We start from the raw sequence: 24861 nt of genomic DNA, 5'->3' as shown, positions 1-24861 counted from the left end.
GAGAGGTCAGGTACTGTGAATATCCCAGACAAATGGCGTGCACAGTTTGCGCAGGCGCTGATTGAGCAACAGGCCATCGGTGAATCGCGGGCGGACGTGTTCCGCCTGCGCCAGGTAGGGCGTAAGGATTTGTTCCTGAAGGCCGAACCCCTGGTGGAGTTCAGCGAACTTGCGGACGAAATCGAGCGCCTTCGGTGGCTCCAGCAGGTTAATTTGCCTGCACCCGTTGTACTGGATGAGCTGATAGACACCCACCACCATTGGCTGCTGATGACCGCCGTGCCTGGGCAGGACCTGGCCAGCGCCAACACGCTGTCCGCCGCGCAGACCGTCGACATCCTGGCGACAGCCCTGCGCACCCTGCACCAGGTACCCATCGCGCAATGCCCCTTCGATCACGCCCTGCAACAGCGCATCGCGCTCGCGCGGGCGCACGTCAATGCCGGGCTGATCGATGAGACGGACTTCGACGACGAACGACTCGGGCGAAGCCTCGAGGATGTGTTCGCCGAGCTATTGTCGAACCAGCCCAACACCCACGACCTGGTAGTGACCCACGGTGACGCCTGCCTGCCGAATTTCATGGCCGCAGACGGCCGTTTCAGCGGCTATATCGACTGCGGACGCCTTGGCATCAGCGACCGCTATCAAGACCTGGCCCTGGCGGCACGCAGCATCGAACGCAACGTTGGGCCGAAATGGGTAAAGCCATTCTTTGAGCTTTATGGTGTTGAGCCTGATGAGCAGCGGATGAAGTTTTACTGCCTGCTGGATGAGTTTTTCTAAACGCCTGACGCCTGAAACGCAAAACCCCGGCACATGGCCGGGGTTTTGTTATTTAGCGTTTACCTGCTAGCGCAGGATCACTCCCACTCAATCGTCGCAGGCGGCTTGCTCGACACGTCATACGTCACGCGCGAAATACCTTCGATCTCATTGATGATACGGCCGCTGACAGTCTCCAGCAGTTCGTACGGCAGGTGTGCCCAACGGGCGGTCATGAAGTCGATGGTTTCTACCGCACGCAGAGCAACAACCCAGGCGTAACGACGGCCATCGCCTACAACGCCAACCGATTTCACCGGCTGGAATACCACGAACGCCTGGCTGACTTTGTGATACCAGTCGGCTTTGCGCAGTTCTTCGATGAAGATGTGGTCGGCGCGACGCAGCAGGTCGGCGTATTCCTTCTTCACTTCACCGAGGATCCGCACGCCCAGGCCCGGGCCTGGGAATGGGTGGCGGTAGACCATGTCGTACGGCAGGCCGAGTTCCAGGCCCAGACGGCGGACTTCGTCTTTGAACAGCTCGCGCAGCGGTTCTACCAGCTTGAGGTTCATTTCCTCAGGCAGGCCACCCACGTTGTGGTGGGACTTGATCACGTGAGCCTTGCCGCTCTTGGCGCCAGCCGACTCGATCACGTCAGGGTAGATGGTGCCCTGGGCGAGGTACTTGATGTTGTCCAGTTTGTTGGACTGGGCATCGAATACGTCGATGAAGGTGCGGCCGATGATCTTGCGCTTCTTCTCTGGATCGGACTCGCCGGCCAGGTTGTTCAGGAACTGGTCTTCCGCGTTGGCGCGGATCACCTTGACGCCCATGTTCTCGGCGAACATGGCCATCACTTGCTCGCCTTCGTGCAGGCGCAGCAGGCCGTTGTCGACGAACACGCAGGTCAGCTGGTCGCCGATGGCTTTGTGCAGCAGGGCAGCAACTACCGAGGAGTCAACGCCGCCGGACAGGCCAAGCAGCACGTTGTCGGTGCCGACCTGGGCGCGAACCTGGGCGATGGCGTCTTCAGCGATTTTCGACGGGGTCCACAGGGCTTCACACTCGCAGATGTCGAGGATGAAGCGCGACAGGATGCGCCCGCCTTGCTTGGTGTGGGTGACTTCAGGGTGGAACTGCACGCCGTAGTAACGACGCTCGTCGCTGAACATGCCGGCAATCGGGCAGCTCGGAGTGCTGGCCAGGATGTGGAAGTCTTCCGGCATCTTGGTGACCTTGTCACCGTGGCTCATCCACACGTCGAGGCCGAACAGGCCGTCAGCGTCGATGTGGTCTTCGATGCCGTCCAGCAGGCGGCTCTTGCCGACCACATCAACACGGGCGTAACCGAATTCACGCAGCTCGGAACCTTCAACCTTGCCGCCCAGTTGCTCGGCCATGGTCTGCATGCCGTAGCAGATACCGAAGACGGGCACGCCCAGGTCGAATACGGCTTGCGGGCAGCGCGGGCTGTTGGCTTCGTGCACGGACTCGGGGCCACCGGCGAGGATGACGCCTTTAGGGGCGAATTCGCGAATCGCTTCGTCATCCATGTCGAACGGGTGCAGTTCGCAGTACACGCCGATTTCGCGCACGCGGCGGGCGATCAGCTGGGTGTACTGGGAACCGAAGTCGAGGATCAGGATGCGGTGGGCGTGAATGTCGAGGGCCATGAGGATCAGTCTCGTCTATGTAATTCAGAAACAACTCGGGGCTGAATAAAACAGCCCCGGTTACTTAACATTTTGCTGGAAGCCTCAACCTACGCGGTAGTTTGGCGCTTCCTTGGTGATCTGCACGTCGTGGACATGGGATTCAGCCATGCCGGCGCCGGTGATCCGTACAAATTCAGGCTTGGTACGCATTTCTTCGATGTCGGCGCTGCCGGTGTAGCCCATCGAGGAACGCAGGCCGCCCATCAGTTGATGGATGATCGCGCTCAAGGTGCCTTTGTACGGCACACGGCCTTCGATGCCTTCCGGTACGAGCTTCTCGGCGCCTGCCGAGGAGTCCTGGAAGTAACGGTCGGAAGAGCCTTGCGCCTGGGACATGGCGCCCAGCGAACCCATGCCGCGGTAAGCCTTGTACGAACGGCCCTGGAACAGTTCGATCTCGCCCGGCGCTTCTTCAGTACCGGCGAACATCGAGCCCATCATCACGCAGGAAGCACCGGCGACGATGGCCTTGGACAGGTCACCGGAGAAACGGATGCCGCCGTCGGCGATCAACGGAACGCCGGTGCCTTCAAGGGCAGCGGCGACGTTGGCGATGGCGCTGATTTGTGGCACGCCCACACCGGCGACGATACGCGTGGTGCAGATCGAGCCCGGGCCGATACCGACCTTGACGGCGTCGGCGCCCGCTTCGGCCAGGGCCTTGGCGGCAGCGCCGGTGGCAATGTTGCCGCCGATCACTTGCACGTCAGGAAAATTCTGTTTGACCCAGCGCACGCGGTCGATCACGCCTTTGGAGTGACCGTGGGCAGTGTCGACCACCACCACGTCAACGCCGGCAGCGACCAGGGCCGAAACGCGATCGCCGGTGTCTTTACCGGTGCCGACCGCAGCGCCAACGCGCAGACGACCTTGGTCATCCTTGCTGGCCAGCGGGTAAGCCTTGGCTTTTTCGATGTCGTTGACGGTCATCATGCCTTTGAGGGCGAATTTGTCGTCGACGATCAGCACGCGCTCGATGCGGTGCTTGTGCAGCAGCTCGCGCACATCGTTCTTGTCGGCGCCTTCCTTGACAGTCACGAGGCGCTCTTTAGGCGTCATCACTTCGCGGACGGTGACTTCAAGACGGTTCTCGAAACGCACGTCACGGGAGGTGACGATGCCGACCAGGTCGCCATCGTGCAGTACCGGGACGCCGGAGATGTTGTGCAGGCGGGTCAGGTCGAACAGGTCACGCACGGTGGCGTCGGCTTCGATGGTGATTGGATCTTTCACCACACCGGCTTCGTAACGCTTGACCTTGCGCACTTCGGCAGCTTGCTGCTCGATGGTCATGTTCTTGTGGATGATGCCGATGCCGCCTTCCTGAGCCATGGCGATTGCCAAACGGGCTTCGGTGACGGTGTCCATGGCAGCGGAAACCAGGGGAATATTCAGCTCGATGCCACGGGTTAGGCGGGTCTTGAGACTGACTTCGTTAGGAAGCACCTCGGAATAACCGGGCACTAGGAGAATGTCGTCGAATGTCAGAGCTTCTTGGCTGATACGCAGCATCGCGGGGGCTCCCGAGCGGGAAAATGGAAGCGCGCCATTATATACATGCACCCTGTCAGGCTCAATGTAAAACTCTGACAAACTTGGTAATACTGATAGAAGGGTTAAAGCTCGACTTTGACCCAACTCATCTTTTGGTCCAGCCAATCGGCGAATTCGTCGATAAAGCTCTGCTTGAAGCCCGCCTCTGCCCAGTTGTTGAAAATGAAACCCAGGTTGGAAAACCCGCATTCCTGCAGGAACAGAAACCCGTTGATGTCGTCTTCATGCCCACACAAAGGGCAGGTGAAGTTGTCGGTGTGGCCGGGCATCCAGTCTTCCAGGCTTTCGAAGAGCGCCTCGCCGACTTCTTTAAGGCACTCCGGGCAGCCGGCTTCTTCGAGAAAACCCTTGGCCGGCGTATAGATGCAGCGTTTGTAGATAATCTCGAGGCCATTGATCGGCTCGTTGAACGGCAGCGCGTCGGGGTGCAACACCACGGCACGGGCGCCGTCGGCCAGGGCGTAGGCCATGCGATTGCCGGTGCGCCCGCAGGTGGTCAGCTCTTCCTTGATGATGTTCTTGCGCACCAGCCAGCGCACGATCGCACGCGCGCGGGGTTCGTGGACGGGCAAGGTGGAAATTTTCGGGACAAGGATGCTTTGGGAGTTCATGAGAGTCCTGCGGTGTGGCTACTGGCCCCATCGCGGGCAAGCCCGCTCCCACATTTGACTGCGTTCACAAATCAAAAATGTGGGAGCCGGGCTTGCCCGCGATGAGGCCCTGAAGGCTGGCAGCTTAATCCCTGCCCCACACAGGTCAAGTGCTCAAGTACCGCCCGATCAACGCAATGCCGCTCGCCAACACCAGCCAAGTCACCCACCGCACAAACGCCTCACGCGACATCCGCATCGTCAGCCTGCGCCCCACCCACAGCCCCAGGGCCATCGCCGGCAACAGGCACAGCGCCAACATCAACAGCGGCCAATCAGCATACACCCCGGCAATCAGGAACAGGCTCAGGCGCACCACCGTGCTGCAACTGATCAACGCACTTTGCGTGGCCCGCGCCGCGTCCTTGGGCAAACGACTGTTCAGGTAGATCGCATATAAAAAGCCGCCACTGCCAAATAAGGCACCAAACAACCCACCGACCGTGCCCATGGGAATCGACCAGCCCGCCGCCAGCTGCGTCGGCCGCGCCTTTACCGCCAGGCTGTAAATCGCATAGGCGCTGATAAACAGCCCCATCAACAGCAGCAGCAGGTCCGAATGCAGATTGAGCAAAAACACCACCCCAAGCGTGCAACCGACGGCCATGCACGGCAGCAATCGCAACAGCTCCGGCTTGTTCACCTCTCGCCGCGATTGCAGCAGGTTGCCAAAGGCCGCGACAAAGTCGAGCAACACCAGCAGCGGGATGATTTTCGACAACGGCATAAACACAATCAGGATCGGCCCCGCGACCAGCGCCGTACCAAAGCCTGCGATACCAAACACGATGTAGGCCACGACAATGCCGAGGCCGATCACCAGCCAATCAACGCCGCTAAACGACCACTGACTCATCAGCTCAACCGGGCTCATGGGCACTTCCTTGAAAGAGATGACGTGCACTTTAGCCATCGGCGAAGGTTGCGACTAATATCTTCAAAGCCCTCCACTCATCTCGAAAAGGCATGACGCGTGATTTCCACTCGCCAACTGCGCTACTTCGTCGAAATCGCCGACAGCGGCAGCTTCAGCGCCGCCGCCGAACGCCTGTTTGTGGCGCAATCGGCCCTGAGCCGACAGATCAAAGAGCTGGAAACCCAGCTGCAAACGCCACTGTTCGAACGCACCGCGCGCCAACCCCGGCTGACGGCGGCCGGCGAAGCCTTTTACCCAAGGGCGCGCAACCTGCTGAGCGAGTTGCTCAAGGCCGGCGAAATGGCCACCCAGGTGGGCCATGGCCAGCTGGGCACGTTGCGCCTGAGCCATTCGAGCACCGTGCCGATGAGCGGGCACTTGTTGAAAGCCATCAGCACCTGGCTGGAGCGCTGCCCTGGCGTGTCGATGGACATCGTCAAACTGTCCTCCGAGGCGCAACTTGAGGAAATCGCCGAGGGTCGGCTTGAAGTCGGGCTGTTGCGCTTGCCGGTGTTGCGCCAACGCGAAGGTGTCCGGGTGGTGCCCTTGTACAACGAACAGTTGGTGCTGGCTGTGCCGCCTGATCACGCGCTGGCGCGCAGCAATGCACCTGTCGACCTGGAACAGCTCAAGGACGAAGTGTTTATCTCGATCCCCCATCCCCAACGCGGCGGCCTGAGTTATCTGTCAGCCGAACTCTGCATGCGCGCAGGATTTTTCCCCAAGGCTGCACGGGTGATGTCACGCAAAACCACGCAGCTGCAACTGATCCAGGCCGGTTTCGGAATTGCCTTGTTACCAAAATCCATGCAGGACATCGCTCCCGCCAACCTGCACTTTTTGCCCCTGGCTGATCCGGACTGCCTCAGCACCGTGGCCCTGGCCTGCGCGCAGACGCCGAGCGCGCTGGTCGAGCAATTCTGCCAAACCTTGCGCGAATGCCTATAAACTGCCGCCCATGATTAAAGATCCTTTTGCCCGTCTGGGCCTGGACCGCGAAGTCCTGACTGTCAGCCAGCTCAACGGCCGCGCGCGGGTGTTGCTGGAAGACGTGTTCACCAATATCTGGGTCGAGGGCGAGATCTCCAACCTCGCCCGCCCGGCGTCCGGCCATGTGTACTTCACCCTCAAGGACAGCGGCGCCCAGGTACGTTGCGCGTTGTTTCGCAACAATGCCGCACGGGTGCGCCAAGCCTTGAAGGATGGTTTGGCGGTCAAAGTGCGCGGCAAGGTCTCGCTGTTCGAAGGCCGTGGCGACTATCAATTGATCCTCGACACCGTAGAGCCCGCCGGTGATGGCGCGCTGCGCCTGGCCTTTGATGCGTTGAAGGAAAAGCTCAGCGCCGAAGGCTTGTTCAGTGCCGAACGCAAGGTGCCGCTGCCGGCGCATCCTCGGCGCATTGGCATCATCAGTTCGCCCACAGGTGCGGTGATCCGCGACATCATCAGCGTGTTCGGCCGCCGCGCGCCGAACGTTGAATTAACGCTGATCCCGACGGCCGTGCAAGGCCGCGAGGCCGTGTCGCAGATTGTGCGCGCCCTCAAGCTGGCCGACGCACGCGGCTTCGACGCATTGATCCTCGCTCGCGGCGGCGGCTCCCTGGAAGATCTGTGGTGCTTCAACGAAGAAGCCGTGGCGCGTGCGGTGGACGCGTGCGTGACGCCGATTGTCAGCGCCGTCGGCCATGAAACCGATGTGTCGATCTGCGACTTCGTGGCCGACGTGCGCGCGCCCACGCCCTCCGCTGCCGCCGAATTGCTCGCCCCCGATGCCAGCCATTTGGTGCGCCAGGTCGAAAACCTGCACCGCCGCCTGGTGATGCTAATGCGCAATCGCCTGAGTCACGAGCGCCTGCGCCTGGAAGGCATGGCCCGCCGCCTGCGTCACCCCGGCGAACGTCTGCGTCAACAGGCCCAGCGCCTGGATGACCTGGACATGCGCATGCGCCGCGCCTTCGAACGCAGCCTCAATACCCGCCGCGAACGCCTGATCCGCCTGGAAACCCGCCTCGCCGGTCAGCACCCCGGCCGTCAACTGGCCCTGCTGCGCCAGCGCCTGGACAGCCTCGCCGAACGCCTGCCGCGCGCCATGCGCGAAGGCCTCAAGGCGCGTCGCTTGCAACTGCAAAGCCAGGTGCAGACGCTGCAAGTGGTCAGCCCGCTGGCGACCCTGGGCCGTGGCTACAGCATTTTGCTGGACGAACGTGGCCAGGCGATCCGCAACGCCGCGCAAACCCACACCGGCCAGCGCCTGACCGCGCGCCTCGGTGAAGGCCAATTGCAGGTGCGGGTGGAAGATAACCACCTGACGCCCGTCACCCTTTCGTTATTGGATTGATTGATGCCCCGTCTATTTAGCCTGCTGATGCTGTTGTGCCTCACCTTCAATGCCCATGCCGACAGCTACATCACCAGGCTGCTGAACAAGCCGGTGCCGGGCGGCGTCGCAGTGGTCGATCTGGGTGCGTCGGCAACCGCGCCCAAAGCCACCTATCAGAACAGGCCGGTGTTGGTGGTCAAGGAACAGAACACCTGGCTGGCGATTGTCGGGATTCCCCTGACGGTTAAACCCGGCACCCAACGCCTCACCAGCGGTGGGCAAACCCTGCCGTTTGTGGTGGGCTTCAAGAAATACCCCGAGCAGCACATCACCCTGAAAAACAAAAGCCAGGTCAATCCTGACCCGGCACAGCTCAAGCGTATCGAGGGCGAACTGGCGGTTCAGCTCAAGGCTTACCGCAGTTTCAGTCCAAACACGCCCAGCAACTTACTGCTGGATAAACCCGTGAACGGGCCGCTGTCGAGCAAGTTTGGCGTACGCCGGTTCTTTAACGGCGAGGAGCGCAACCCGCATTCGGGCCTCGACTTCGCCGTCGGCGCCGGCACGCCGATCAAGACCCCGGCGGCCGGTAAAGTCATCCTTACCGGCAATTACTTCTTCAACGGCAACACCGTCTTTGTCGACCATGGCCAGGGCTTTATCAGCATGTTCTGCCATATGTCCAAGATCGACGTGAAGGTGGGCGACCAACTGGCGCGCGGCGCGGTGGTGGGCAAGGTCGGCTCGACGGGCCGCGCGACCGGGCCGCACATGCATTGGAACATCAGCCTCAACGATGCACGAGTCGACCCGGCGATCTTTATTGGCGCGTTCCAGCCCTGATATAAATATTGAACATACCGGCCTCATCGCGGGCAAGCCCGGCTCCCACAGGTGATCGCGATTCCCTGTGGGAGCCGGGCTTGCCCGCGATGACGCCAGGTCTGCCAACACAATTGCGCCCCTAATAAAGGCCACGCAATTAAAATCAACTCTCAGCTACAAACCCGCCATAAAATCTCGCACGCCCGCCAGATAGCAGAACTTATCTCAATTTTTCTCGACAGCTTGCCATCTTTCACCCCGGCGGTTAGGGTTGAGCTTATGAAAACCTCTCACACCCTCATTCAGCTCCGCCAGCACCGCAGCCTGTGCCTCGTCAGCGCACGACTGCCAGGCTGAATCGATCTGCCTCGTCTTCTTGCTTTATCCCTAAAAACAGTTCTACGGCAGGCCGCCTTTTCTCGGCCCCTACAACAAAGGATTTCCCGATGAGCATGCTCAAAGACCCGTCTTCGAAGTACCGTGCGTTCCCGACCATCGATATCCCGGACCGCACCTGGCCGTCGAAAACCATCACCGAAGCGCCGATCTGGTGCAGTTCCGACTTGCGTGATGGCAACCAGTCGCTGATCGAGCCGATGGACGCCGCAAAAAAACTGCGTTTCTGGAAGACCCTGGTTGCGGTGGGCGTGAAGGAAATCGAAGCCTCGTTCCCGGCTGCCTCGCAAACCGACTTTGACTTCGTGCGCACCCTGATCGAAGACAACCATATCCCCGAGGACACCACCATCCAGGTGCTGACCCAGGGCCGTGAAGACTTGATCGCACGCACCTTCGAATCCCTGCGCGGCGCCAAAAAGGCCATCGTGCACTTGTACAACGCCACTTCGCCGTCCTTCCGCCGCATCGTGTTCAACCAGGACAAGGACGGCATCAAGGCCATTGCGGTCAACGCCGCCAAGCTGTTCGTCAAATACGCCGCCCAGCAGCCGGAAACCCAATGGACCTTCGAATATTCCCCGGAAACCTTCAGCGCCACTGAGCTGGAGTTCGCCAAAGAAGTGTGTGACGCGGTGATCGAGGTGTGGAACCCGACGCCTGAGCACAAGATGATCCTCAACCTGCCCGCCACCGTCGAGTGCGCAACGCCGAACATCTATGCCGACCAGATCGAGTGGTTCGGTCGTCATATCAACCGCCGCGACAGCGTGATCATCAGCCTGCATACGCACAACGACCGTGGCACCGGCGTAGCCGCCACCGAGCTGGGCCTGATGGCCGGCGCCGATCGTGTCGAAGGCTGCCTGTTCGGCAACGGCGAGCGCACCGGTAACGTCGATCTCGTGACCGTGGCACTGAACATGTACACCCAGGGTCTGGACCCACAACTGGACTTCTCCGACATCGACGGCGTGCGCAAAGTCGTCGAGGAATGCAACCAGATCCAAGTGCACCCACGCCACCCGTACGTCGGCGACCTGGTGCACACCGCGTTCTCCGGCTCCCACCAGGACGCGATCCGCAAGGGCTTCACCCAGCAGAAAGCCGACGCGCTGTGGGAAGTGCCGTACTTGCCGATCGACCCGGCCGACATTGGCCGCAGCTACGAAGCGGTGATTCGTGTGAACAGCCAGTCGGGCAAAGGCGGCATCGCCTACCTGCTGGAGCAGGAATACGACATCAGCTTGCCGCGCCGCATGCAGATCGAATTCAGCCAGGTGGTCCAGGCTGAAACCGACCGCGTGGGTCTTGAGATGACCGCGCCACAGATCTACGCCTTGCTGCAGCGTGAATACCTGCAAGCCAACACGCCGTACGCGCTGGTCAGCCATCGTCTGCAGGAAGAAAACGGCAACAGCTTTGTCGAAGTGGAAGTCTCGGGCAAAGGCCAGGGCGAAACCAACCTGCACTGGAAAGGCAAAGGCAACGGCGCCCTGGAAGCGCTGGTGGCTGGCTTGCCGATTGGCGTAGAGATCATGGACTACAACGAACATGCCATCGGGGCAGGCACCAACGCCAAGGCAGCGGCCTACATTGAGCTGCGTGTGAATGGCGAGCGTCCGGTGCATGGCGTGGGCATCGATGAAAACATCACCACGGCCAGCTTCAAGGCGCTGTTCAGTGCCCTGAACCGCTCGTTGAGCCAGCAGGAAGCGAAAGCGGCGTAAGCGGGTTCGTGGAAATGCAAAAGGCCCCTGGGTGAGCACTCAGGGGCCTTTTTGTTGGGCGCAGGATTTGTGGGGTCAGTAAGTGCCCCTTCGCGGGCAAGCCCGCTCCCACAGGCGCAATGCATTCCAAATGTGGGAGCGGGCTTGCTCGCCAAAGCGGTCTTTCAGACAAACTCAAACCTGTCTGCGTCAAGGTTCGCCGGAAATTTTTCGCGATACGCCGCCAGCTCCGCCGCCTCCAGGCACACCTGAAACACGCCATCCGCCTCCCCTGCACTCAGCAAGGTCTCGCCCTGGAAATCCAGCACCTGACTGTCTCCGGTGTAGGCAAAGCCCTTCCCATCCGTGCCCACGCGATTCACCGCCGCCACGTAGCACAGGTTTTCGATCGCGCGCGCTGGCAGCAAACGGTTCCAGTGCAGGCGCCGCGCACCCGGCCAGTTGGCGGTGTACAGCAGCAAGTCAGTGTCCTGAGCATCACGGCTCCACACCGGGAAGCGCAGGTCATAGCAAATCAACGGCCGAATACGCCAACCCTTCAATTCGAACTGCACCTGGCGCTCGCCCGGCGTGTAGTGATCGTGCTCGCCCGCCATACGGAACAAGTGGCGCTTGTCGTAGTGCAACACCTCGCCGTCCGGCCGCGCCCACAGCAGGCGGTTGCGATGACTGCCGTCGGCGGCCTGGATAATTACACTGCCGGTGATCACGGCGTTGTACTTCGCCGCCTGAGCCTGGAGCCAGTGATGGGTCGGGCCGTTTTCCCGTTCAGCAAGGGTCTGCGACGCCATTGAAAACCCGGTGGTAAACATCTCCGGCAGCACAATCAGGTCGGCCCCTTTGGCCTGCTCCAGCAACAGCTCGAAATGTTCCAGGTTGGCCTGACGGTCATGCCACACCAGGCTGGTCTGCACCAGGGCGATGTTCAGGTTGGGTAACGCACTCAGATCACGCATAGTTTTTCGGCTGCTTGTTGCAGCGTCTCCTCGCGTTTGGCAAAGCACAGGCGCACCAGGCGCTGGCCTTGGGGTGGGTTCTGGTAGAACACCGAGACCGGGATCGTCGCCACGCCGTGCTCGCGGGTCATCCACAGCGACATGGCGACGTCATCCAGGTCCGGGCGAATCTGTGAGTAATCCACCAATTGGAAGTAAGTACCGGTCACCCGGGCAAAGCTGAAGCGCGACGGCGCCAGCAAGTCGCAGAACAGATCGCGCTTGGCCTGGTAGAAAGCCGGCAATTGTTCGACATGTTCCGGGTGATCGGCCATGAAGTCCGCCAAAGCGTACTGCAAAGGGGTCACGCCGCAGAAGTTGACATATTGATGCACCTTGCGCAGTTCAGCGGTCAGCGCCGGTGGCGCGACCACGTAGCCGGTTTTCCAGCCGGTGACGTGGTAAGTCTTGCCAAAAGAGCTGACCACGAACGCACGCTGATACAGTTCTTCATGGGCCAATACGCTGACATGGGGCACGCCGTCGAACACCAAGTGTTCGTAGACTTCATCGCTGACCAGATAGATATCACGGTCGCGGACCAATTCGGCCAACTGGTCCAGCTCGGCGCGGCTGATCAGTGCGCCGGTCGGGTTGTGCGGGGTGTTGAGGATGATCATGCGCGTGCGCGGCGACAGCGCGGCCTTGATCTTTTCAAAGTCCAGGGAGAAGCCCTGCAGGCTCAGTTGCACATGCACGCAGCGACCGCCGGCCAGCTCGACCGAGGGCTCGTAGCTGTCGTAGCAGGGGTCGAACACGATGACTTCATCGCCGTTGCGGATCACCGCCTGAATCGCACAGAAAATCGCGGCAGTGGCGCCGGGAGTAATGGTCACTTCGCTGTCGGGATTAACCGTAGCGCCGTAGCTGCGGGCGATCTTGGCCGCCACTTGCTGGCGCAGGGCTGATAAACCGGTCATCGGTGAATACTGGTTATGCCCGCTGGCAACGTGCTGGCCCACCGCATCGAGCAACGCCTTGGGTCCATTGAAATCGGGAAAGCCCTGGGACAGGTTGAGCGCGCCGGTCTCGGCAGCGAGTTGCGACATGGTGGTGAAAATGGTCGTACCGACATTCGGCAGCTTGCTGGTGATCATGGGAGCCCCCTTCGGGTGAGCTGCAAGTTTTAAGCTGCAAGCTGCAAGCAGGTCAAGCCAGCAATCCATCAGGCACAAAAAAGGGCTCAAAAAGAGCCCTCTCTTGCAGCGTGTAGCTTAGAACTTGAAGCGGCGCTTATTTCTTGTCGCGGCGCTTCTTGTCGGCCTTCTTGTGGTGAGTCATCAAACGACGCTTCTTGTTCACCTGACGGTCAGTCAATGTGTTCTTGTTGCCTTCGTATGGGTTCTCGCCACCTTTGAACTCGATACGGATCGGCGTACCGACCAGTTTCAAGACACGGCGGTAGGTGTTTTCCAGGTAACGCACATAGGACTTTGGCACCTTCTCGATCTGGTTACCGTGGATCACGATAATCGGCGGGTTGGCACCACCCAAGTGGGCGTAACGCAGTTTGATCCGGCGGTTGTTGACCATCGGTGGCGCGTGCTCGCCAACCGCGTCTTCCAGGATCTGGGTCAGACGGTTGGTCGGCCATCGGGTGACCGCGGACTTGAACGAGTTCTGTACGGACGCGTAGAGGTTACCCACGCCAGTGCCGTGCAGTGCCGAGATAAAGTGGATATCGGCGAACTCAACAAAGAACAGGCGACGCTGCAGCTCGATCTTGACGAAATCGCGCTCGCTCGGCGTCATGCCGTCCCACTTGTTGATCGCGATCACCAGGGCGCGACCGGCTTCCAGGGCAAAGCCCAGCAAGTTGAGGTCGTGGTCCACCACGCCTTCGCGGGCGTCCATCACGAAGATCACCACGTTGGCGTCTTTGATCGCTTGCAGGGTTTTGACCACCGAGAACTTTTCAACTTCCTCGTGGATCTTGCCGCGCTTGCGCACACCGGCGGTGTCGATCAGCGTGTACTTCTCGTCGTTACGCTCGAACGGGATGTAGATACTGTCGCGGGTGGTACCGGGCTGGTCATAAACGATTACGCGGTCTTCACCGAGCATGCGGTTAACCAGGGTCGACTTGCCAACGTTCGGGCGGCCGATGATGGCAATCTTGATACCGTCTTTTTCGCTCGGGCCAGGAATGCGCTTGGCTTCCTCACCTTCGGCGACGATCTCCTCGATGCCTTCTTCTTCCTCGGCGTCATCCTTAGGGAAGTCGCGCAGGGCGATTTCCAGCATCTGGGTGATACCGCGACCGTGAGCACCGGCGACCGGGATCGCGTCGCCCAGGCCCATCGGGCTGAACTCGGCACGGGCCGCCTCAGGATCGATGTTATCGATCTTGTTGGCGACCAGATAGGAACGCTTGTTGCGCTTGCGCAGGTGCTCGCCAATCATCTGGTCGGCAGCGGTGTAGCCCGCGCGGGCGTCCACCAGGAACAACACGACATCGGCTTCTTCGATAGCGAGCAGCGACTGCTCGGCCATCTTTTCGTCCATGCCATGCTCGTCACCGGAGATACCACCGGTGTCGACAATAATGTAGGAGCGCCCTTGCCACTTTGCCTCACCGTATTGGCGATCACGGGTCAGACCGGACAAGTCGCCGACGATGGCGTCGCGAGTCCTGGTCAGGCGGTTGAACAAGGTGGACTTGCCGACGTTAGGTCGGCCCACCAGGGCGATTACGGGAACCATGCGGCTCTCCACTTCGTTATTTCAGAAAATACAAAAGCCGCTGCAAGGCAGCGGCTGGTGCTCGGGGCAGCATATTTAAATGCCGCATGCCCCGCCGAAGCGGGGCCGCCTGGGTTTTACCCCAAGCATAGTTCTTACTTGATGGTCAGGGCTTCCAGCTTGCCGCTGTTGCCATACACGTAAAGCATGTTACCCACGACCAGCGGACGGGCACGCAGGCCGTCGCTGTCGATACGCTCGCGGCCGACAAAACGACCGTCCACTTGGCTCAGCAGATGCAGGTAACCTTCGAAGTCGCCTACCGCTACGTAGCTGGAGAACACTTCCGGTGCCGACAGTTGACGGCGGGCCAGAGAGTCGTTGCTCCACAATGCAGTGGTGGAACGCTCATCGACACTTTCAACGGTGCCGGACGCCAGGCTTACGTAGACGCTGCCAAACCCTTGGGCGACACCGGCATAACTGGAAGCATCACGCTGCCAGTTGATGCGGCCGCTTTGCAGGTCCAGCGCCGCAACGCGGCCCTGGTAGGTGGCCACGTAAAGGGTTTCGCCCGACAGCAGCAAGCCGCCGTCGATGTCCACAACGCGATCCAGTTCGGAACGACCTTGAGGGATTGCCACACGGGTTTCCCAGGCCGGCACGCCGTTCTGGGTATCCAGGGCGACCACTTTACCGGTCGACAGGCCTGCAACGGCCAGGTTGTTGGTCACAATCGGACCACTGGTACCGCGCAGCGTCAGCACCGCAGGGGTGCTGTCGTACAACCAACGCTGGTTGCCGGTGGCGGCGTCCAGGCCGATCACACGGTCATCCTGGGTCTGCACCACTACGACATCGCCGTTGGTGGCAGGCGCTGCGAGCACTTCACTGGTCACACGAGCGCGCCATTTCTCTTCGCCCGTCGCCGAGTCCAGAGCAACCACGTCGCCTTTGAGCGTACCGACCAGCACCATGCCGTAGCCCACACCCACGCCACCGGAAACCGGCAACTCGAGGTCTTTCTTCCACTTCACGTCGCCATTCATGCGATCCATGGCAATGATCACGCCAGTGGAGTCAGTGGCCACAATGTTTTCGCCGTCGATTGCCGGCTGCAGCAGGTTGTACAGGTCGCCCTGGCCATCACCGACGGAGCGGCTCCACTGCTTTTGCAGGACCACTTCTTCCTTGAAGCTGGTCAGCTCGGCCGGAGGCAGTTCTTTTTTACTGTTGCTGCTGCAACCCGCGGCCAGAACGGCCAGAGCCAGCAATGCTGCATGTTTCCAACGGATCACGTCACGCATCCCCTTTGGCCAAGTCGTCCAGCTTGATTTGTAAGCCACCGACTGCCGCTTCATCAGACAGCGCCGCCTTGGCTTTTTGGTACGCAGCATGGGCTTCGTCGGTACGACCCAATTGGACCAACAGGTCGCCCTTGAGCTCTTCACGAGTGGCCACAAATGCTTTGTCAGCATCGCCGTCGAGCAGTTTGAGTGCTTCGTCAGCCTTGTTCTGTGCCGCCAATACCTGTGCCAGGCGCTGACGTGCGATTTCACCCAGGGTCGGGTTGGTCGGCTTGTCGGCGATGGCCTTCAGTTCGGTCGCGGCGTCATCCAATTTGCCGGTGTCCACCGCAACTTTCGCGACGAACAGGCTGCCGTACTGGGCGTAGGTGCTACCGCCGAATTCGCTTTTGAGCTTGCCGCCCAGGTCTGCAACCTGGGCAGGATCAGGCTTGCCGTCCGGCGTGAGCGTGGTTTCCAGCAATTGCTGATAGAGGACCGAGGCGCCTTGGGACTGGTTGGCCTGATACTTGTGCCAGGCTTGCCAGCCGAACACCACCACTAAAGCCAGCAGACCGCCGGTAACCAGGGGCTTGCCGTTACGCTGCCACCAGTCCTTGAACTCGGCCATCTGCTCATCATCAGTACTCGACACCCCAATACTCCTTAATCGCTAAATTCGGCTGTTCGACAGCTTCAACCCTGCACGACGCAGGTGGCCAAGTGCGCGGCAAGCGCATCAAAGGCAATGTTCTGTTGCTCGCCCTGGCCACGCAGGGGTTTGAAACCTATCACTTGCTGGGCCAGCTCGTCATCGCCGAGGATCAGTGCATACAGCGCACCGCTCTTGTCGGCCTTCTTGAACTGGCTCTTGAAGCTGCCGGCGCCGGCATTGACCTGCAGGCGCAGGTTCGGCAGTTGGTCGCGTACTTTCTCGCTCAGGGCCAGGGCTGCCAGTTCGGCGGCCTCGCCAAAGGCGCACAGGTACACATCCACCTGACGGGAAATTTCTTCCGGAACCTGCTCCAGGGTTTCGAGCAGCAGGATCAGCCGCTCGATACCCATGGCAAAGCCCACGCCCGTGGTCGGCTTGCCGCCCATTTGCTCAACCAGGCCGTCGTAGCGACCACCGGCACACACGGTGCCCTGAGCGCCGAGTTTGTCGGTGACCCACTCGAATACGGTCTTGCTGTAGTAATCGAGGCCACGCACCAGTTTCGGGTTGATCACGTAGGGAATACCGGCCGCATCCAGACGAGCCTTGAGGCCCTCGAAGTGCGTGCGCGATTCGTCGTCCAGGTAGTCGGCCATTTTCGGCGCATCGACCAGTACGGCCTGGGTGTCGGCGTTCTTGGTATCCAGTACACGCAACGGGTTGGTTTTCAGACGGCGCTGGCTGTCTTCATCCAACTTGTCCAGGTGCGCGGACAGGTACTCGACCAGGGCTTCGCGATAGCGGCCCCGGGATTCGCTGGTGCCCAGGCTGTTGAGTTCGAGTTTGACCGCGTCGCGGATACCCAGTTGGCCCCACAGGCGCCAGGTCAGCACGATCAGCTCGGCGTCGATGTCCGGACCATCCAGGTTGAAGACTTCGCAACCGATCTGGTGGAACTGACGGTAGCGACCTTTCTGCGGGCGCTCGTGGCGGAACATCGGGCCGATGTACCACAGCTTCTGGGTCTGGCCGCCACCCGTGATGCCATGCTCGAGCACGGCGCGCACGCACGCAGCGGTGCCTTCCGGACGCAGGGTCAGGGAGTCGCCGTTGCGGTCTTCAAAGGTGTACATCTCTTTTTCGACGATGTCGGTCACTTCACCGATAGAGCGCTTGAACAGCTCGGTGAATTCGACGATCGGCATGCGGATCTGCTTGTAACCGTAGTTATCCAGCAGGCGCGCGACCGTGCTTTCGAAGTAGCGCCACAACGGCGTCTGCTCCGGCAGGATGTCGTTCATGCCACGAATGGCTTGCAGAGACTTGCTCACATCTAATCCTTAAATTCGTTCTTAGCCGCGCGCGATCAGCGCTGCGTCAGCCGCGACCTTCTCGGCCGCTTTCTCGCGGATCAGTCTTTCGAGCTCATCCACCAGATTGTCATTCGTCAACTTCTGCGACGGCTTGCCGTCGATGTAAATCAGGTTGGGCGTACCGCCAGTCAGGCCGATGTGCGCCTCTTTGGCTTCACCCGGGCCGTTAACCACACAGCCAATCACCGCAACATCCAGTGGCACCAGCAAGTCTTCGAGGCGCCCTTCCAGTTCGTTCATGGTTTTCACCACGTCGAAGTTCTGCCGCGAGCAGCTCGGGCAGGCAATGAAGTTGATGCCACGGGAACGCAAATGCAGGGATTTGAGAATGTCGTAACCGACCTTCACTTCCTCTACCGGGTCCGCCGCCAGGGAGATGCGGATAGTATCGCCAATCCCTTCGGCGAGCAGCATACCGAGACCTACCGCAGATTTCACTGTGCCTGAGCGCAAACCGCCCGCTTCAGTGATACCCAGGTGCAGCGGCTGCACGATTTCCTTGGCCAGCAGGCGGTAGGCTTCTACCGCCATGAACACGTCGGAAGCCTTTACGCTGACCTTGAAGTCCTGGAAATTCAGGCGTTCAAGGTGCTCAACGTGGCGCAGCGCCGATTCAACCAGCGCGGCCGGGGTCGGTTCGCCGTATTTCTTCTGCAGGTCTTTTTCCAGGGAACCGGCGTTGACACCGATGCGGATCGGAATGCCGCGATCACGGGCAGCATCCACCACCGCGCGCACACGGTCTTCGCGGCCAATGTTGCCCGGGTTGATGCGCAGGCAATCGACGCCCAACTCGGCGACACGCAAGGCAATTTTGTAATCGAAGTGAATGTCGGCAACCAGCGGCACCTTGACCAGCTGCTTGATGCGGCCGAAGGCTTCGGCAGCGTCCATGTCTGGCACGGAAATCCGCACGATGTCTACGCCGGCCGCTTCCAGACGGTTGATCTGGGCGACGGTGGCGGCGACATCATTGGTGTCGCTGTTGGTCATGCTCTGCACCGCGATGGGGGCATCGCCACCCACCGGCACCGAGCCGACCCAGATCTTGCGCGATACGCGACGTTTGATTGGAGATTCGCCGTGCATGACTATTGTCCCAACTTGAGGCGAGCGGTCTCGCCACTGGTGAACGGCGCTACGTCCACAGGCTGGCCGTTGTAGGCCACTTGCGCGCCACGGGCAAAGCCCAGACGCAGCGTCAAAGGAGGCTTGCCGCCTTGGTCAAGCGTATCTCCCTTACGCTTCAAACCACTGAACAGCACTTTGCCGTTGCCATCGGTGACTTGCGTCCAGCAGTCAGCGACGAAGGTAATCTGGATATGGCCGTCACCGGCGATCAACGCAGGCGCAGCAGGCGGCGCAACGGTCGGCGCTGCCGGTGCAGCTGGCGCGGCGGTCGCTGGAGCCTGAGCGGCAACGGCTGGGGTATGGGCCTGGGCAGTTGGCGCGGCCGGGGCCGCCGGTGCGGCTGGAGTCGGCACGGCAGCAGTCGCCGCTGCAGTACCCGCTTCCGGCGTGGGCTGCTCGGCGGCGGCCGGCGCTTCTGGCGCGGCCTGCCCTTCGGCAACGGCCTGGTCTTCCGGCTCGTCCAGCGGGTGAATTTGGGTGGTGCCGTCGGCGCTTTCGACTTCGACGTGCTCCATGGCGTTGCTGGTCAGGTCCTTGCTGCGCTGGGAGGCCTGGTCTTGCCACCAGACGAAACCGCCGCCGATCACGGCAATCAGCAGCAACAGGCTGACAATGCGCAAAATCGTGTGGGAAACCCGCACCGGTTCTTCGATGCGACCCAGGCCATGCACATTGCTGCCCTGAGAGTCGGTGCCGGTAAATTGGTCGAATTCCTGGACCAGCACGGTCTGGTCAATGCCCAGCAGCTTGGCATAGGCGCGGATATAGCCGCGGGCGAAGGTATGCCCAGGCAGCTTGTCGAACGCGCCGGCTTCCAGGTTGCCCAGGGAAGTCGTGGTCAAATTGAGCTTGAGGGCCACTTCTGCCAGCGACCAACCATTGCTTTCGCGGGCCTGACGCAAGGTCTCGCCTGGGTTTACGCGATTAGCTGCTACAACTTCCGGGTGCGCCGCTTTCATCATTGCTCCGACAGGTATTGCTGATATTCCGGCGTACCGGGATAGAGTCGTTCGAGTTGCTGGCCAAAACGTGCGGCTGTATCGCGTTCATCATGAACCGTCGCCAGCCGCACACCGAGCAATAGACTACGTGCATTTTGCCCGCTGAGCAGGCTAAAACGCTCGTAATAGTCACGTGCCGGCACATAATGCCTGTCTTCGTAAGACAACTCAGCCATTTCGAGCAACGCGAGTGGCTGACGACTGTTCAAATGCAGGGCTTTTTCCAGCTGCTGGCGCGCGCTGTCACGCTGGCCGAGGCGCATCGAGGTGACCCCAAGGTTCTCGAATACCCGCGACCGCTCCGGGTAAAGGGCGTCGGCGGAGGCTTGCTGGAAATAACGGGAGGCCTGGTCATAACGTTTCTGCTCGAACAGGAAGCTGCCGTAATTGTTCAGCAGCCGAGGGTCGGCAGGACGCGAGGCCAAAGCCTTGTGGAAATATTGATCGGCCAACTCAGGCTCAGCCTGGGCCTGGAACACCAAAGCCAATGCGGCATTCGCGTCGGCATCATCGCTGTCCAGTTCGAGGGCCTTTTTCAACGGCACCTTGGCCTGCTCGCTCATGCCTTGCCGCAAATAACCCAAGCCCAGTTGCACATAGGCAACTCGCGCCTCGTCACGGCCTTTACCCGTCTGCAGCGGGCTGTCATGGCCCGATGAAACACAACCGGCCGCGAGGCCGGTAACTAGCAAAAGCAGCGCAAGGCGCAAGGGCATAGAGATCCTCTCTCAGATTCGATTCACAGCAATTTGCGGCAAATCTTCGGCGGCGTTAAGTTCGCGCACGGCGATATAACGTTCGCTACGGCGGGTGCGGTCCATCACCTGCCCTACCAATTGGCCACAGGCGGCGTCGATGTCTTCACCACGCGTGGTGCGTACGGTGACGTTGTAGCCGGCCTGGTGCAGTTGATCCTGGAAACGGCGGATAGCATTGTTGCTCGGCCGCTCGTAGCCAGAATGTGGAAACGGGTTAAACGGAATCAGGTTGATCTTGCACGGGGTGTTCTTGAGCAACTCGATCATCTCGACGGCGTGCTCAACCTTGTCGTTGATGTCCTTGAGCATGGTGTACTCAATGGTCAACACACGCTTCTCGCCCAAAGTCGCCATGTAACGCTGGCAAGATTCGAGCAGCATCTTAAGCGGATACTTCTTGTTGATCGGCACCAATTGATTACGCAATGCGTCATTGGGCGCGTGCAGCGACAACGCCAGGGAGACGTCGATGTGCTTGGCCAGCTCATCGATCATCGGCACTACGCCTGAGGTCGACAGGGTCACACGGCGCTTGGAAATGCCGTAGCCCAGGTCGTCCATCATCAGGTGCATGGCCGCAATCACGTTGTCGAAGTTCAGCAGCGGCTCACCCATGCCCATCATCACCACGTTGGTGATGGCACGGTCGACGGTTGCCGGGACGCTGCCAAAGGATTTGTTGGCAATCCACACCTGGCCGATGACTTCGGCGGCGGTGAGGTTGCTATTGAAGCCTTGCTTGCCGGTGGAGCAGAAACTGCAGTCCAGGGCACAGCCTGCCTGGGACGAAACGCACAAAGTGCCGCGCTTGCCCTGGGGAATGTAGACGGTCTCGACGCAGCTGCCGGACGCCACGCGCACCACCCACTTACGGGTGCCGTCGCTGGAGATGTCCTCGCTGACCACTTCGGGACCACGGACCTCAGCAATGGCCTTGAGCTTATCGCGCAAGGCCTTGCTGACGTTCGTCATGGCGTCGAAATCGTCGACACCAAAGTGGTGAATCCACTTCATTACCTGACCGGCACGGAAACGCTTCTCCCCGATTGAGTCGAAGAATTTCTCCATTTCCGGCTGAGTCAGACCCAGCAGGTTGGTTTTAACAGTCGATGTAGTCATGGATTCACCCTCACTCTTTAAGCCGATGCTTAGCGAGCGGTTACTTCAGTAGCAGCGAAAAAGTACGAGATTTCGCGAGCAGCAGCGGCTTCGGAGTCCGAACCGTGAACAGCGTTGGCGTCGATGGACTCAGCGAAGTCAGCACGGATGGTGCCGGCAGCTGCTTCTTTAGGGTTGGTAGCGCCCATCAGCTCACGGTTCAGAGCGATAGCGTTTTCGCCTTCCAGAACCTGAACAACAACAGGACCGGAGATCATGAAGGCAACCAGGTCGCCGAAGAAACCACGAGCGCTGTGCTCAGCGTAGAAGCCTTCAGCTTCAGCTTTGGACAGTTGCTTGAGTTTCGAAGCTACAACCTTCAGGCCGGCTTTTTCGAAACGAGTGGTGATCTCGCCGATGACGTTTTTTGCAACAGCGTCAGGCTTGATGATGGAGAAAGTACGTTGAACAGCCATGGTGTAACTCCAGAAACGGTAATTTACGAAAAATTAAACCCGCGAATTATACGCGGGTTATTGGGTATTGCCTAACTGCGTAATAAGGCGGCTCAGTCTGCTTCTTCGATCCACAGGCCTTGAATCGCCTCCAGAACCTTTTCGCCACCCCGGTCGGGGATGTCGTCAAAGTCCGGCAGCTCCATCACCAGATTGCGCAGCTTGACGAAGTTGACCGTCAGAGGATTGACCTCAGGGTGGGCTTCAGCAAGTTGTATAGCGATTTCTTGTACATCAACCCATTTCAGGCTCATGACATTTCCTTGAATCAATGCGGTGCTTCAGCCGCATGGTTGAGGGAATATTTCGGAATTTCGACGGTGATGTCTTCGGTCCCAACCTTTGCCTGACAGCTTAGGCGAGAAGTCGCTTCGAGGCCCCACGCGCGGTCCAGAAAGTCTTCTTCCAGCTCATCCGCTTCTTCAAGCGAGTTGAAACCCTCGCGAATCACGCAGTGGCAGGTGGTGCAGGCGCAAACACCGCCGCAGGCACTCTCGATCTCGATGTGGTTGTCATGGGCAACTTCGAGGATGGACTTGCCGGTCTCAGCCTCCACGACCATACCGTCCGGGCAATGCTCGGCGTGTGGCAGAAAAATGACCTGCGGCATTAATTATTCCTCGATTTCATTCAGGTTGCGCCCGGCCAGTGCGGCTTTCACCGTCTGATCCATGCGGCGGGCGGCAAAGGCATCAGTCACTTGCGACAGGCGCTTGGTCTGCTGCTCGATGGCGTAACCATCGTTGCCTTTCATCAGTTCGGCCAGTTCCTGCATCTGCAGGTCGATGACCATGCGCTCTTCGGCGTCCAACAGGCGCTCGCCGTCGGTGTCGAGAGCGCCTTGTACGGCCTCAAGCAAGCGCTGCGCATCAACTTGCTGTTCACGCAGTACGCGGGCGACTTTATCGTCACCGGCGTACTGGAACGAGTCCTTGAGCATTTTGGCGATTTCGCCGTCGGTCAGGCCGTAGGACGGCTTGACCTGGATGCTGGCTTCTACGCCCGAACCCAGTTCACGCGCAGCCACGCTGAGCAGACCATCGGCGTCAACCTGGAAGGTCACGCGAATTTTCGCTGCACCGGCCACCATCGCCGGAATGCCGCGCAATTCAAAGCGTGCCAGGGAACGGCAGTCGCTGATCAGCTCGCGCTCACCCTGCAGCACATGAATCATCATGGCCGTCTGGCCATCTTTATACGTGGTGAAGTCCTGGGCGCGGGCAACGGGGATGGTAGTGTTGCGTGGAATCACCTTCTCCATCAGGCCGCCCATGGTTTCCAGCCCCAGGGACAACGGGATCACGTCGAGCAGCAGCAATTCGCCACCGTCGCGCTTGTTGCCGGCCAGGGTATCGGCCTGGATGGCGGCGCCGATGGCGACCACTTGATCCGGATCGATTTCGGTCAGCGGCTGGCGACCAAATGCCTCAGCAACGGCTTCGCGCACACGCGGCACACGGGTCGAACCGCCGACCATGACCACGGCAGCCACGTCTTCCAGCTCAACACCGGAATCACGTACCGCACGGCGACAGGCTTTAAGGCTGCGAGCGACCATCGGCTCGATCAGCGCGTCGAAGGCTTCGCGCGTCAGCTGGGCCGACCAGGAACCGTAGGAAACATCGACAGAACGGGCGTCAGTCAGCGCTTCTTTGGCCGCACAGGCGGTTTGCAGCAAATGACGCTGCTCGCCCGGGTCAAGGTCGGCGGACAAACCGGCGCTGGTGATGATCCAGCCGGCAATGGCGTGATCGAAGTCATCGCCGCCCAGGGCGGTATCGCCACCGGTGGCCAGCACTTCGAACACACCGCCGGTCAGGCGCAGGATCGAAATATCAAAGGTGCCGCCACCCAGGTCGTAAATTGCAACCAGGCCTTCGGCGTGCTGATCCAGGCCATAGGCCACAGCGGCGGCCGTCGGCTCATTGAGCAGGCGAAGCACGTTCAGACCGGCGAGTTTCGCCGCGTCCTTGGTGGCTTGGCGCTGAGCGTCGTCAAAATACGCAGGCACGGTGATCACCGCGCCGACCAGTTCGCCGCCCAAGGTGGTTTCCGCGCGCTGGCGCAGCACCTTGAGGATATCGGCCGACACTTCCACCGGGCTTTTGGGGCCCTGGACGGTGTCGATGAATGGCATATGCGATTCGCCACCGACAAAGCGATACGGCAGCTGGTCGCCCAATTGCTTGACGTCGGACAGACCACGACCCATCAAGCGCTTGACCGACAGCACGGTGTTCAAAGGATCGGAGGACGCCGCCAGCTTGGCCGACTCACCGACTTCAATATGGTCAGCGTGATAGCGCACGGCCGACGGCAGGATAACCTGGCCATCGGCGTCGGGCAGCGGTTCGGACAGGCCGCTGCGCAAGGCGGCGACCAGGGAATTGGTGGTGCCCAGGTCAATCCCGACCGCCAGGCGACGCTGGTGCGGTTGAGGGCTTTGGCCGGGTTCGGCGATCTGCAGTAGGGCCATGGTAATCAGGTCTTATC

Annotated in this window: 23 protein-coding genes; 5 read left to right on the top strand and 18 right to left on the bottom strand. The window is 60.3% G+C overall.

Annotation, left to right across the window (positions count from 1 at the left end; all coding sequences use genetic code 11):
* Nucleotides 1-15: 15 nt before the first annotated feature.
* Entirely contained in the window at nucleotides 16-786 is a 771-nt protein-coding gene (locus tag AACW30_RS26285) for an APH(3')-II family aminoglycoside O-phosphotransferase (RefSeq protein WP_200623829.1), read from the top strand.
* Nucleotides 787-863: 77 nt separating this feature from the next.
* Here the strand turns inward: AACW30_RS26285 and guaA are convergent, their stop codons facing one another.
* The 4 genes from guaA to AACW30_RS26265 all read right to left on the bottom strand — a co-directional run bounded on the left by guaA (nucleotide 864) and on the right by AACW30_RS26265 (nucleotide 5561).
* A complete protein-coding gene (gene guaA, locus AACW30_RS26280; protein ID WP_015885725.1) occupies nucleotides 864-2441 on the bottom strand; it encodes a glutamine-hydrolyzing GMP synthase in 1578 nt (525 codons plus the stop codon).
* A gap of 84 nt (nucleotides 2442-2525) precedes the next feature.
* Entirely contained in the window at nucleotides 2526-3995 is a 1470-nt protein-coding gene (gene guaB, locus AACW30_RS26275) for an IMP dehydrogenase (RefSeq protein WP_016977684.1), read from the bottom strand.
* A gap of 104 nt (nucleotides 3996-4099) precedes the next feature.
* Complete coding sequence (locus tag AACW30_RS26270) at nucleotides 4100-4648, bottom strand: sugar ABC transporter ATPase (protein ID WP_200623828.1); 549 nt, start codon at nucleotides 4646-4648, stop codon at nucleotides 4100-4102.
* 145 nt (nucleotides 4649-4793) lie between these two features.
* Nucleotides 4794-5561, bottom strand: coding sequence for a sulfite exporter TauE/SafE family protein (locus AACW30_RS26265; RefSeq protein ID WP_200623827.1), 768 nt, complete (start codon nucleotides 5559-5561; stop codon nucleotides 4794-4796).
* Nucleotides 5562-5660: 99 nt separating this feature from the next.
* On the opposite strand from AACW30_RS26265, the gene AACW30_RS26260 reads away from it, so the two are divergent.
* From AACW30_RS26260 to leuA, 4 genes are all read left to right on the top strand, one after another.
* A complete protein-coding gene (locus AACW30_RS26260) occupies nucleotides 5661-6551 on the top strand; it encodes a LysR family transcriptional regulator (protein ID WP_200623826.1) in 891 nt (296 codons plus the stop codon).
* Between the two features lie 10 nt (nucleotides 6552-6561).
* Nucleotides 6562-7941, top strand: coding sequence for an exodeoxyribonuclease VII large subunit (gene xseA, locus AACW30_RS26255; RefSeq protein WP_106578280.1), 1380 nt, complete (start codon nucleotides 6562-6564; stop codon nucleotides 7939-7941).
* A gap of 3 nt (nucleotides 7942-7944) precedes the next feature.
* Entirely contained in the window at nucleotides 7945-8766 is an 822-nt protein-coding gene (locus AACW30_RS26250) for a peptidoglycan DD-metalloendopeptidase family protein (protein ID WP_106578279.1), read from the top strand.
* A gap of 428 nt (nucleotides 8767-9194) precedes the next feature.
* Nucleotides 9195-10874, top strand: a complete 1680-nt coding sequence (leuA, locus tag AACW30_RS26245; protein ID WP_083356880.1) for a 2-isopropylmalate synthase — start codon at nucleotides 9195-9197, stop codon at nucleotides 10872-10874.
* A gap of 164 nt (nucleotides 10875-11038) precedes the next feature.
* Here the strand turns inward: leuA and AACW30_RS26240 are convergent, their stop codons facing one another.
* From AACW30_RS26240 to hscA, 14 genes are all read right to left on the bottom strand, one after another.
* Nucleotides 11039-11830 carry an amidohydrolase gene (locus AACW30_RS26240; RefSeq protein ID WP_106578277.1) on the bottom strand — a complete coding sequence of 264 codons (792 nt, stop codon included), beginning with the start codon at nucleotides 11828-11830 and terminating at the stop codon, nucleotides 11039-11041.
* Complete coding sequence (locus tag AACW30_RS26235; protein ID WP_200623825.1) at nucleotides 11818-12966, bottom strand: pyridoxal phosphate-dependent aminotransferase; 1149 nt, start codon at nucleotides 12964-12966, stop codon at nucleotides 11818-11820. The genes AACW30_RS26240 and AACW30_RS26235 overlap by 13 nt, the downstream gene beginning before the upstream one ends.
* Nucleotides 12967-13102: 136 nt before the next feature.
* Nucleotides 13103-14572, bottom strand: coding sequence for a ribosome biogenesis GTPase Der (gene der, locus AACW30_RS26230; RefSeq protein WP_106578275.1), 1470 nt, complete (start codon nucleotides 14570-14572; stop codon nucleotides 13103-13105).
* 134 nt (nucleotides 14573-14706) lie between these two features.
* Nucleotides 14707-15858, bottom strand: a complete 1152-nt coding sequence (bamB, locus tag AACW30_RS26225; RefSeq protein WP_106578274.1) for an outer membrane protein assembly factor BamB — start codon at nucleotides 15856-15858, stop codon at nucleotides 14707-14709.
* A complete protein-coding gene (locus AACW30_RS26220) occupies nucleotides 15851-16492 on the bottom strand; it encodes a YfgM family protein (RefSeq protein WP_200623824.1) in 642 nt (213 codons plus the stop codon). The genes bamB and AACW30_RS26220 overlap by 8 nt, the downstream gene beginning before the upstream one ends.
* Before the next feature lie 41 nt (nucleotides 16493-16533).
* The gene (gene hisS, locus AACW30_RS26215) at nucleotides 16534-17823 is read right to left on the bottom strand and encodes a histidine--tRNA ligase (RefSeq protein WP_106578273.1); all 1290 of its coding nucleotides are present in this window, start codon (nucleotides 17821-17823) and stop codon (nucleotides 16534-16536) included.
* Between the two features lie 21 nt (nucleotides 17824-17844).
* On the bottom strand, nucleotides 17845-18954 hold the full coding sequence (gene ispG / locus AACW30_RS26210) for a flavodoxin-dependent (E)-4-hydroxy-3-methylbut-2-enyl-diphosphate synthase (RefSeq protein WP_071485714.1): 1110 nt from the start codon (nucleotides 18952-18954) through the stop codon (nucleotides 17845-17847).
* Nucleotides 18955-18956: 2 nt separating this feature from the next.
* A complete protein-coding gene (locus tag AACW30_RS26205; protein WP_200623823.1) occupies nucleotides 18957-19955 on the bottom strand; it encodes a RodZ domain-containing protein in 999 nt (332 codons plus the stop codon).
* Nucleotides 19955-20713 carry a type IV pilus biogenesis/stability protein PilW gene (gene pilW / locus AACW30_RS26200; RefSeq protein ID WP_200623822.1) on the bottom strand — a complete coding sequence of 253 codons (759 nt, stop codon included), beginning with the start codon at nucleotides 20711-20713 and terminating at the stop codon, nucleotides 19955-19957. Before pilW ends, AACW30_RS26205 begins: the two co-directional genes overlap by 1 nt.
* Before the next feature lie 12 nt (nucleotides 20714-20725).
* Complete coding sequence (gene rlmN / locus AACW30_RS26195; protein ID WP_005791178.1) at nucleotides 20726-21874, bottom strand: 23S rRNA (adenine(2503)-C(2))-methyltransferase RlmN; 1149 nt, start codon at nucleotides 21872-21874, stop codon at nucleotides 20726-20728.
* A gap of 29 nt (nucleotides 21875-21903) precedes the next feature.
* A complete protein-coding gene (gene ndk, locus AACW30_RS26190) occupies nucleotides 21904-22329 on the bottom strand; it encodes a nucleoside-diphosphate kinase (protein ID WP_003175956.1) in 426 nt (141 codons plus the stop codon).
* A 92-nt stretch (nucleotides 22330-22421) separates the two neighbouring features.
* Nucleotides 22422-22622, bottom strand: coding sequence for a Fe-S cluster assembly protein IscX (gene iscX, locus AACW30_RS26185; RefSeq protein ID WP_003238461.1), 201 nt, complete (start codon nucleotides 22620-22622; stop codon nucleotides 22422-22424).
* A gap of 14 nt (nucleotides 22623-22636) precedes the next feature.
* On the bottom strand, nucleotides 22637-22978 hold the full coding sequence (gene fdx / locus AACW30_RS26180) for an ISC system 2Fe-2S type ferredoxin (protein WP_015885743.1): 342 nt from the start codon (nucleotides 22976-22978) through the stop codon (nucleotides 22637-22639).
* Nucleotides 22979-22981: 3 nt separating this feature from the next.
* Nucleotides 22982-24844 carry a Fe-S protein assembly chaperone HscA gene (gene hscA / locus AACW30_RS26175; RefSeq protein ID WP_106578270.1) on the bottom strand — a complete coding sequence of 621 codons (1863 nt, stop codon included), beginning with the start codon at nucleotides 24842-24844 and terminating at the stop codon, nucleotides 22982-22984.
* Between the last annotated feature and the right edge of the window lie 17 nt (nucleotides 24845-24861).

The sequence above is a fragment of the Pseudomonas sp. MF6747 genome (assembly GCF_963890955.1).
Lineage (GTDB): Bacteria > Pseudomonadota > Gammaproteobacteria > Pseudomonadales > Pseudomonadaceae > Aquipseudomonas.
This window is presented reverse-complemented; position numbering and strand designations above follow the sequence as displayed.

What these genes read in the sequence shown, in the direction of transcription:
- guaB (WP_016977684.1), bottom strand. Translation starts at nt 3,995, where the DNA reads ATGCTGCGTATCAGCCAAGAAGCTCTGACATTCGACGACATTCTCCTA.
- bamB (WP_106578274.1), bottom strand. Translation starts at nt 15,858, where the DNA reads ATGCGTGACGTGATCCGTTGGAAACATGCAGCATTGCTGGCTCTGGCC.
- AACW30_RS26250 (WP_106578279.1), top strand. Translation starts at nt 7,945, where the DNA reads ATGCCCCGTCTATTTAGCCTGCTGATGCTGTTGTGCCTCACCTTCAAT.
- guaA (WP_015885725.1), bottom strand. Translation starts at nt 2,441, where the DNA reads ATGGCCCTCGACATTCACGCCCACCGCATCCTGATCCTCGACTTCGGT.
- iscX (WP_003238461.1), bottom strand. Translation starts at nt 22,622, where the DNA reads ATGAGCCTGAAATGGGTTGATGTACAAGAAATCGCTATACAACTTGCT.
- AACW30_RS26265 (WP_200623827.1), bottom strand. Translation starts at nt 5,561, where the DNA reads ATGAGCCCGGTTGAGCTGATGAGTCAGTGGTCGTTTAGCGGCGTTGAT.
- AACW30_RS26205 (WP_200623823.1), bottom strand. Translation starts at nt 19,955, where the DNA reads ATGAAAGCGGCGCACCCGGAAGTTGTAGCAGCTAATCGCGTAAACCCA.
- fdx (WP_015885743.1), bottom strand. Translation starts at nt 22,978, where the DNA reads ATGCCGCAGGTCATTTTTCTGCCACACGCCGAGCATTGCCCGGACGGT.
- AACW30_RS26270 (WP_200623828.1), bottom strand. Translation starts at nt 4,648, where the DNA reads ATGAACTCCCAAAGCATCCTTGTCCCGAAAATTTCCACCTTGCCCGTC.
- rlmN (WP_005791178.1), bottom strand. Translation starts at nt 21,874, where the DNA reads ATGACTACATCGACTGTTAAAACCAACCTGCTGGGTCTGACTCAGCCG.
- leuA (WP_083356880.1), top strand. Translation starts at nt 9,195, where the DNA reads ATGAGCATGCTCAAAGACCCGTCTTCGAAGTACCGTGCGTTCCCGACC.
- xseA (WP_106578280.1), top strand. Translation starts at nt 6,562, where the DNA reads ATGATTAAAGATCCTTTTGCCCGTCTGGGCCTGGACCGCGAAGTCCTG.
- AACW30_RS26235 (WP_200623825.1), bottom strand. Translation starts at nt 12,966, where the DNA reads ATGATCACCAGCAAGCTGCCGAATGTCGGTACGACCATTTTCACCACC.
- AACW30_RS26240 (WP_106578277.1), bottom strand. Translation starts at nt 11,830, where the DNA reads ATGCGTGATCTGAGTGCGTTACCCAACCTGAACATCGCCCTGGTGCAG.
- der (WP_106578275.1), bottom strand. Translation starts at nt 14,572, where the DNA reads ATGGTTCCCGTAATCGCCCTGGTGGGCCGACCTAACGTCGGCAAGTCC.
- hscA (WP_106578270.1), bottom strand. Translation starts at nt 24,844, where the DNA reads ATGGCCCTACTGCAGATCGCCGAACCCGGCCAAAGCCCTCAACCGCAC.
- ispG (WP_071485714.1), bottom strand. Translation starts at nt 18,954, where the DNA reads ATGCACGGCGAATCTCCAATCAAACGTCGCGTATCGCGCAAGATCTGG.
- ndk (WP_003175956.1), bottom strand. Translation starts at nt 22,329, where the DNA reads ATGGCTGTTCAACGTACTTTCTCCATCATCAAGCCTGACGCTGTTGCA.
- pilW (WP_200623822.1), bottom strand. Translation starts at nt 20,713, where the DNA reads ATGCCCTTGCGCCTTGCGCTGCTTTTGCTAGTTACCGGCCTCGCGGCC.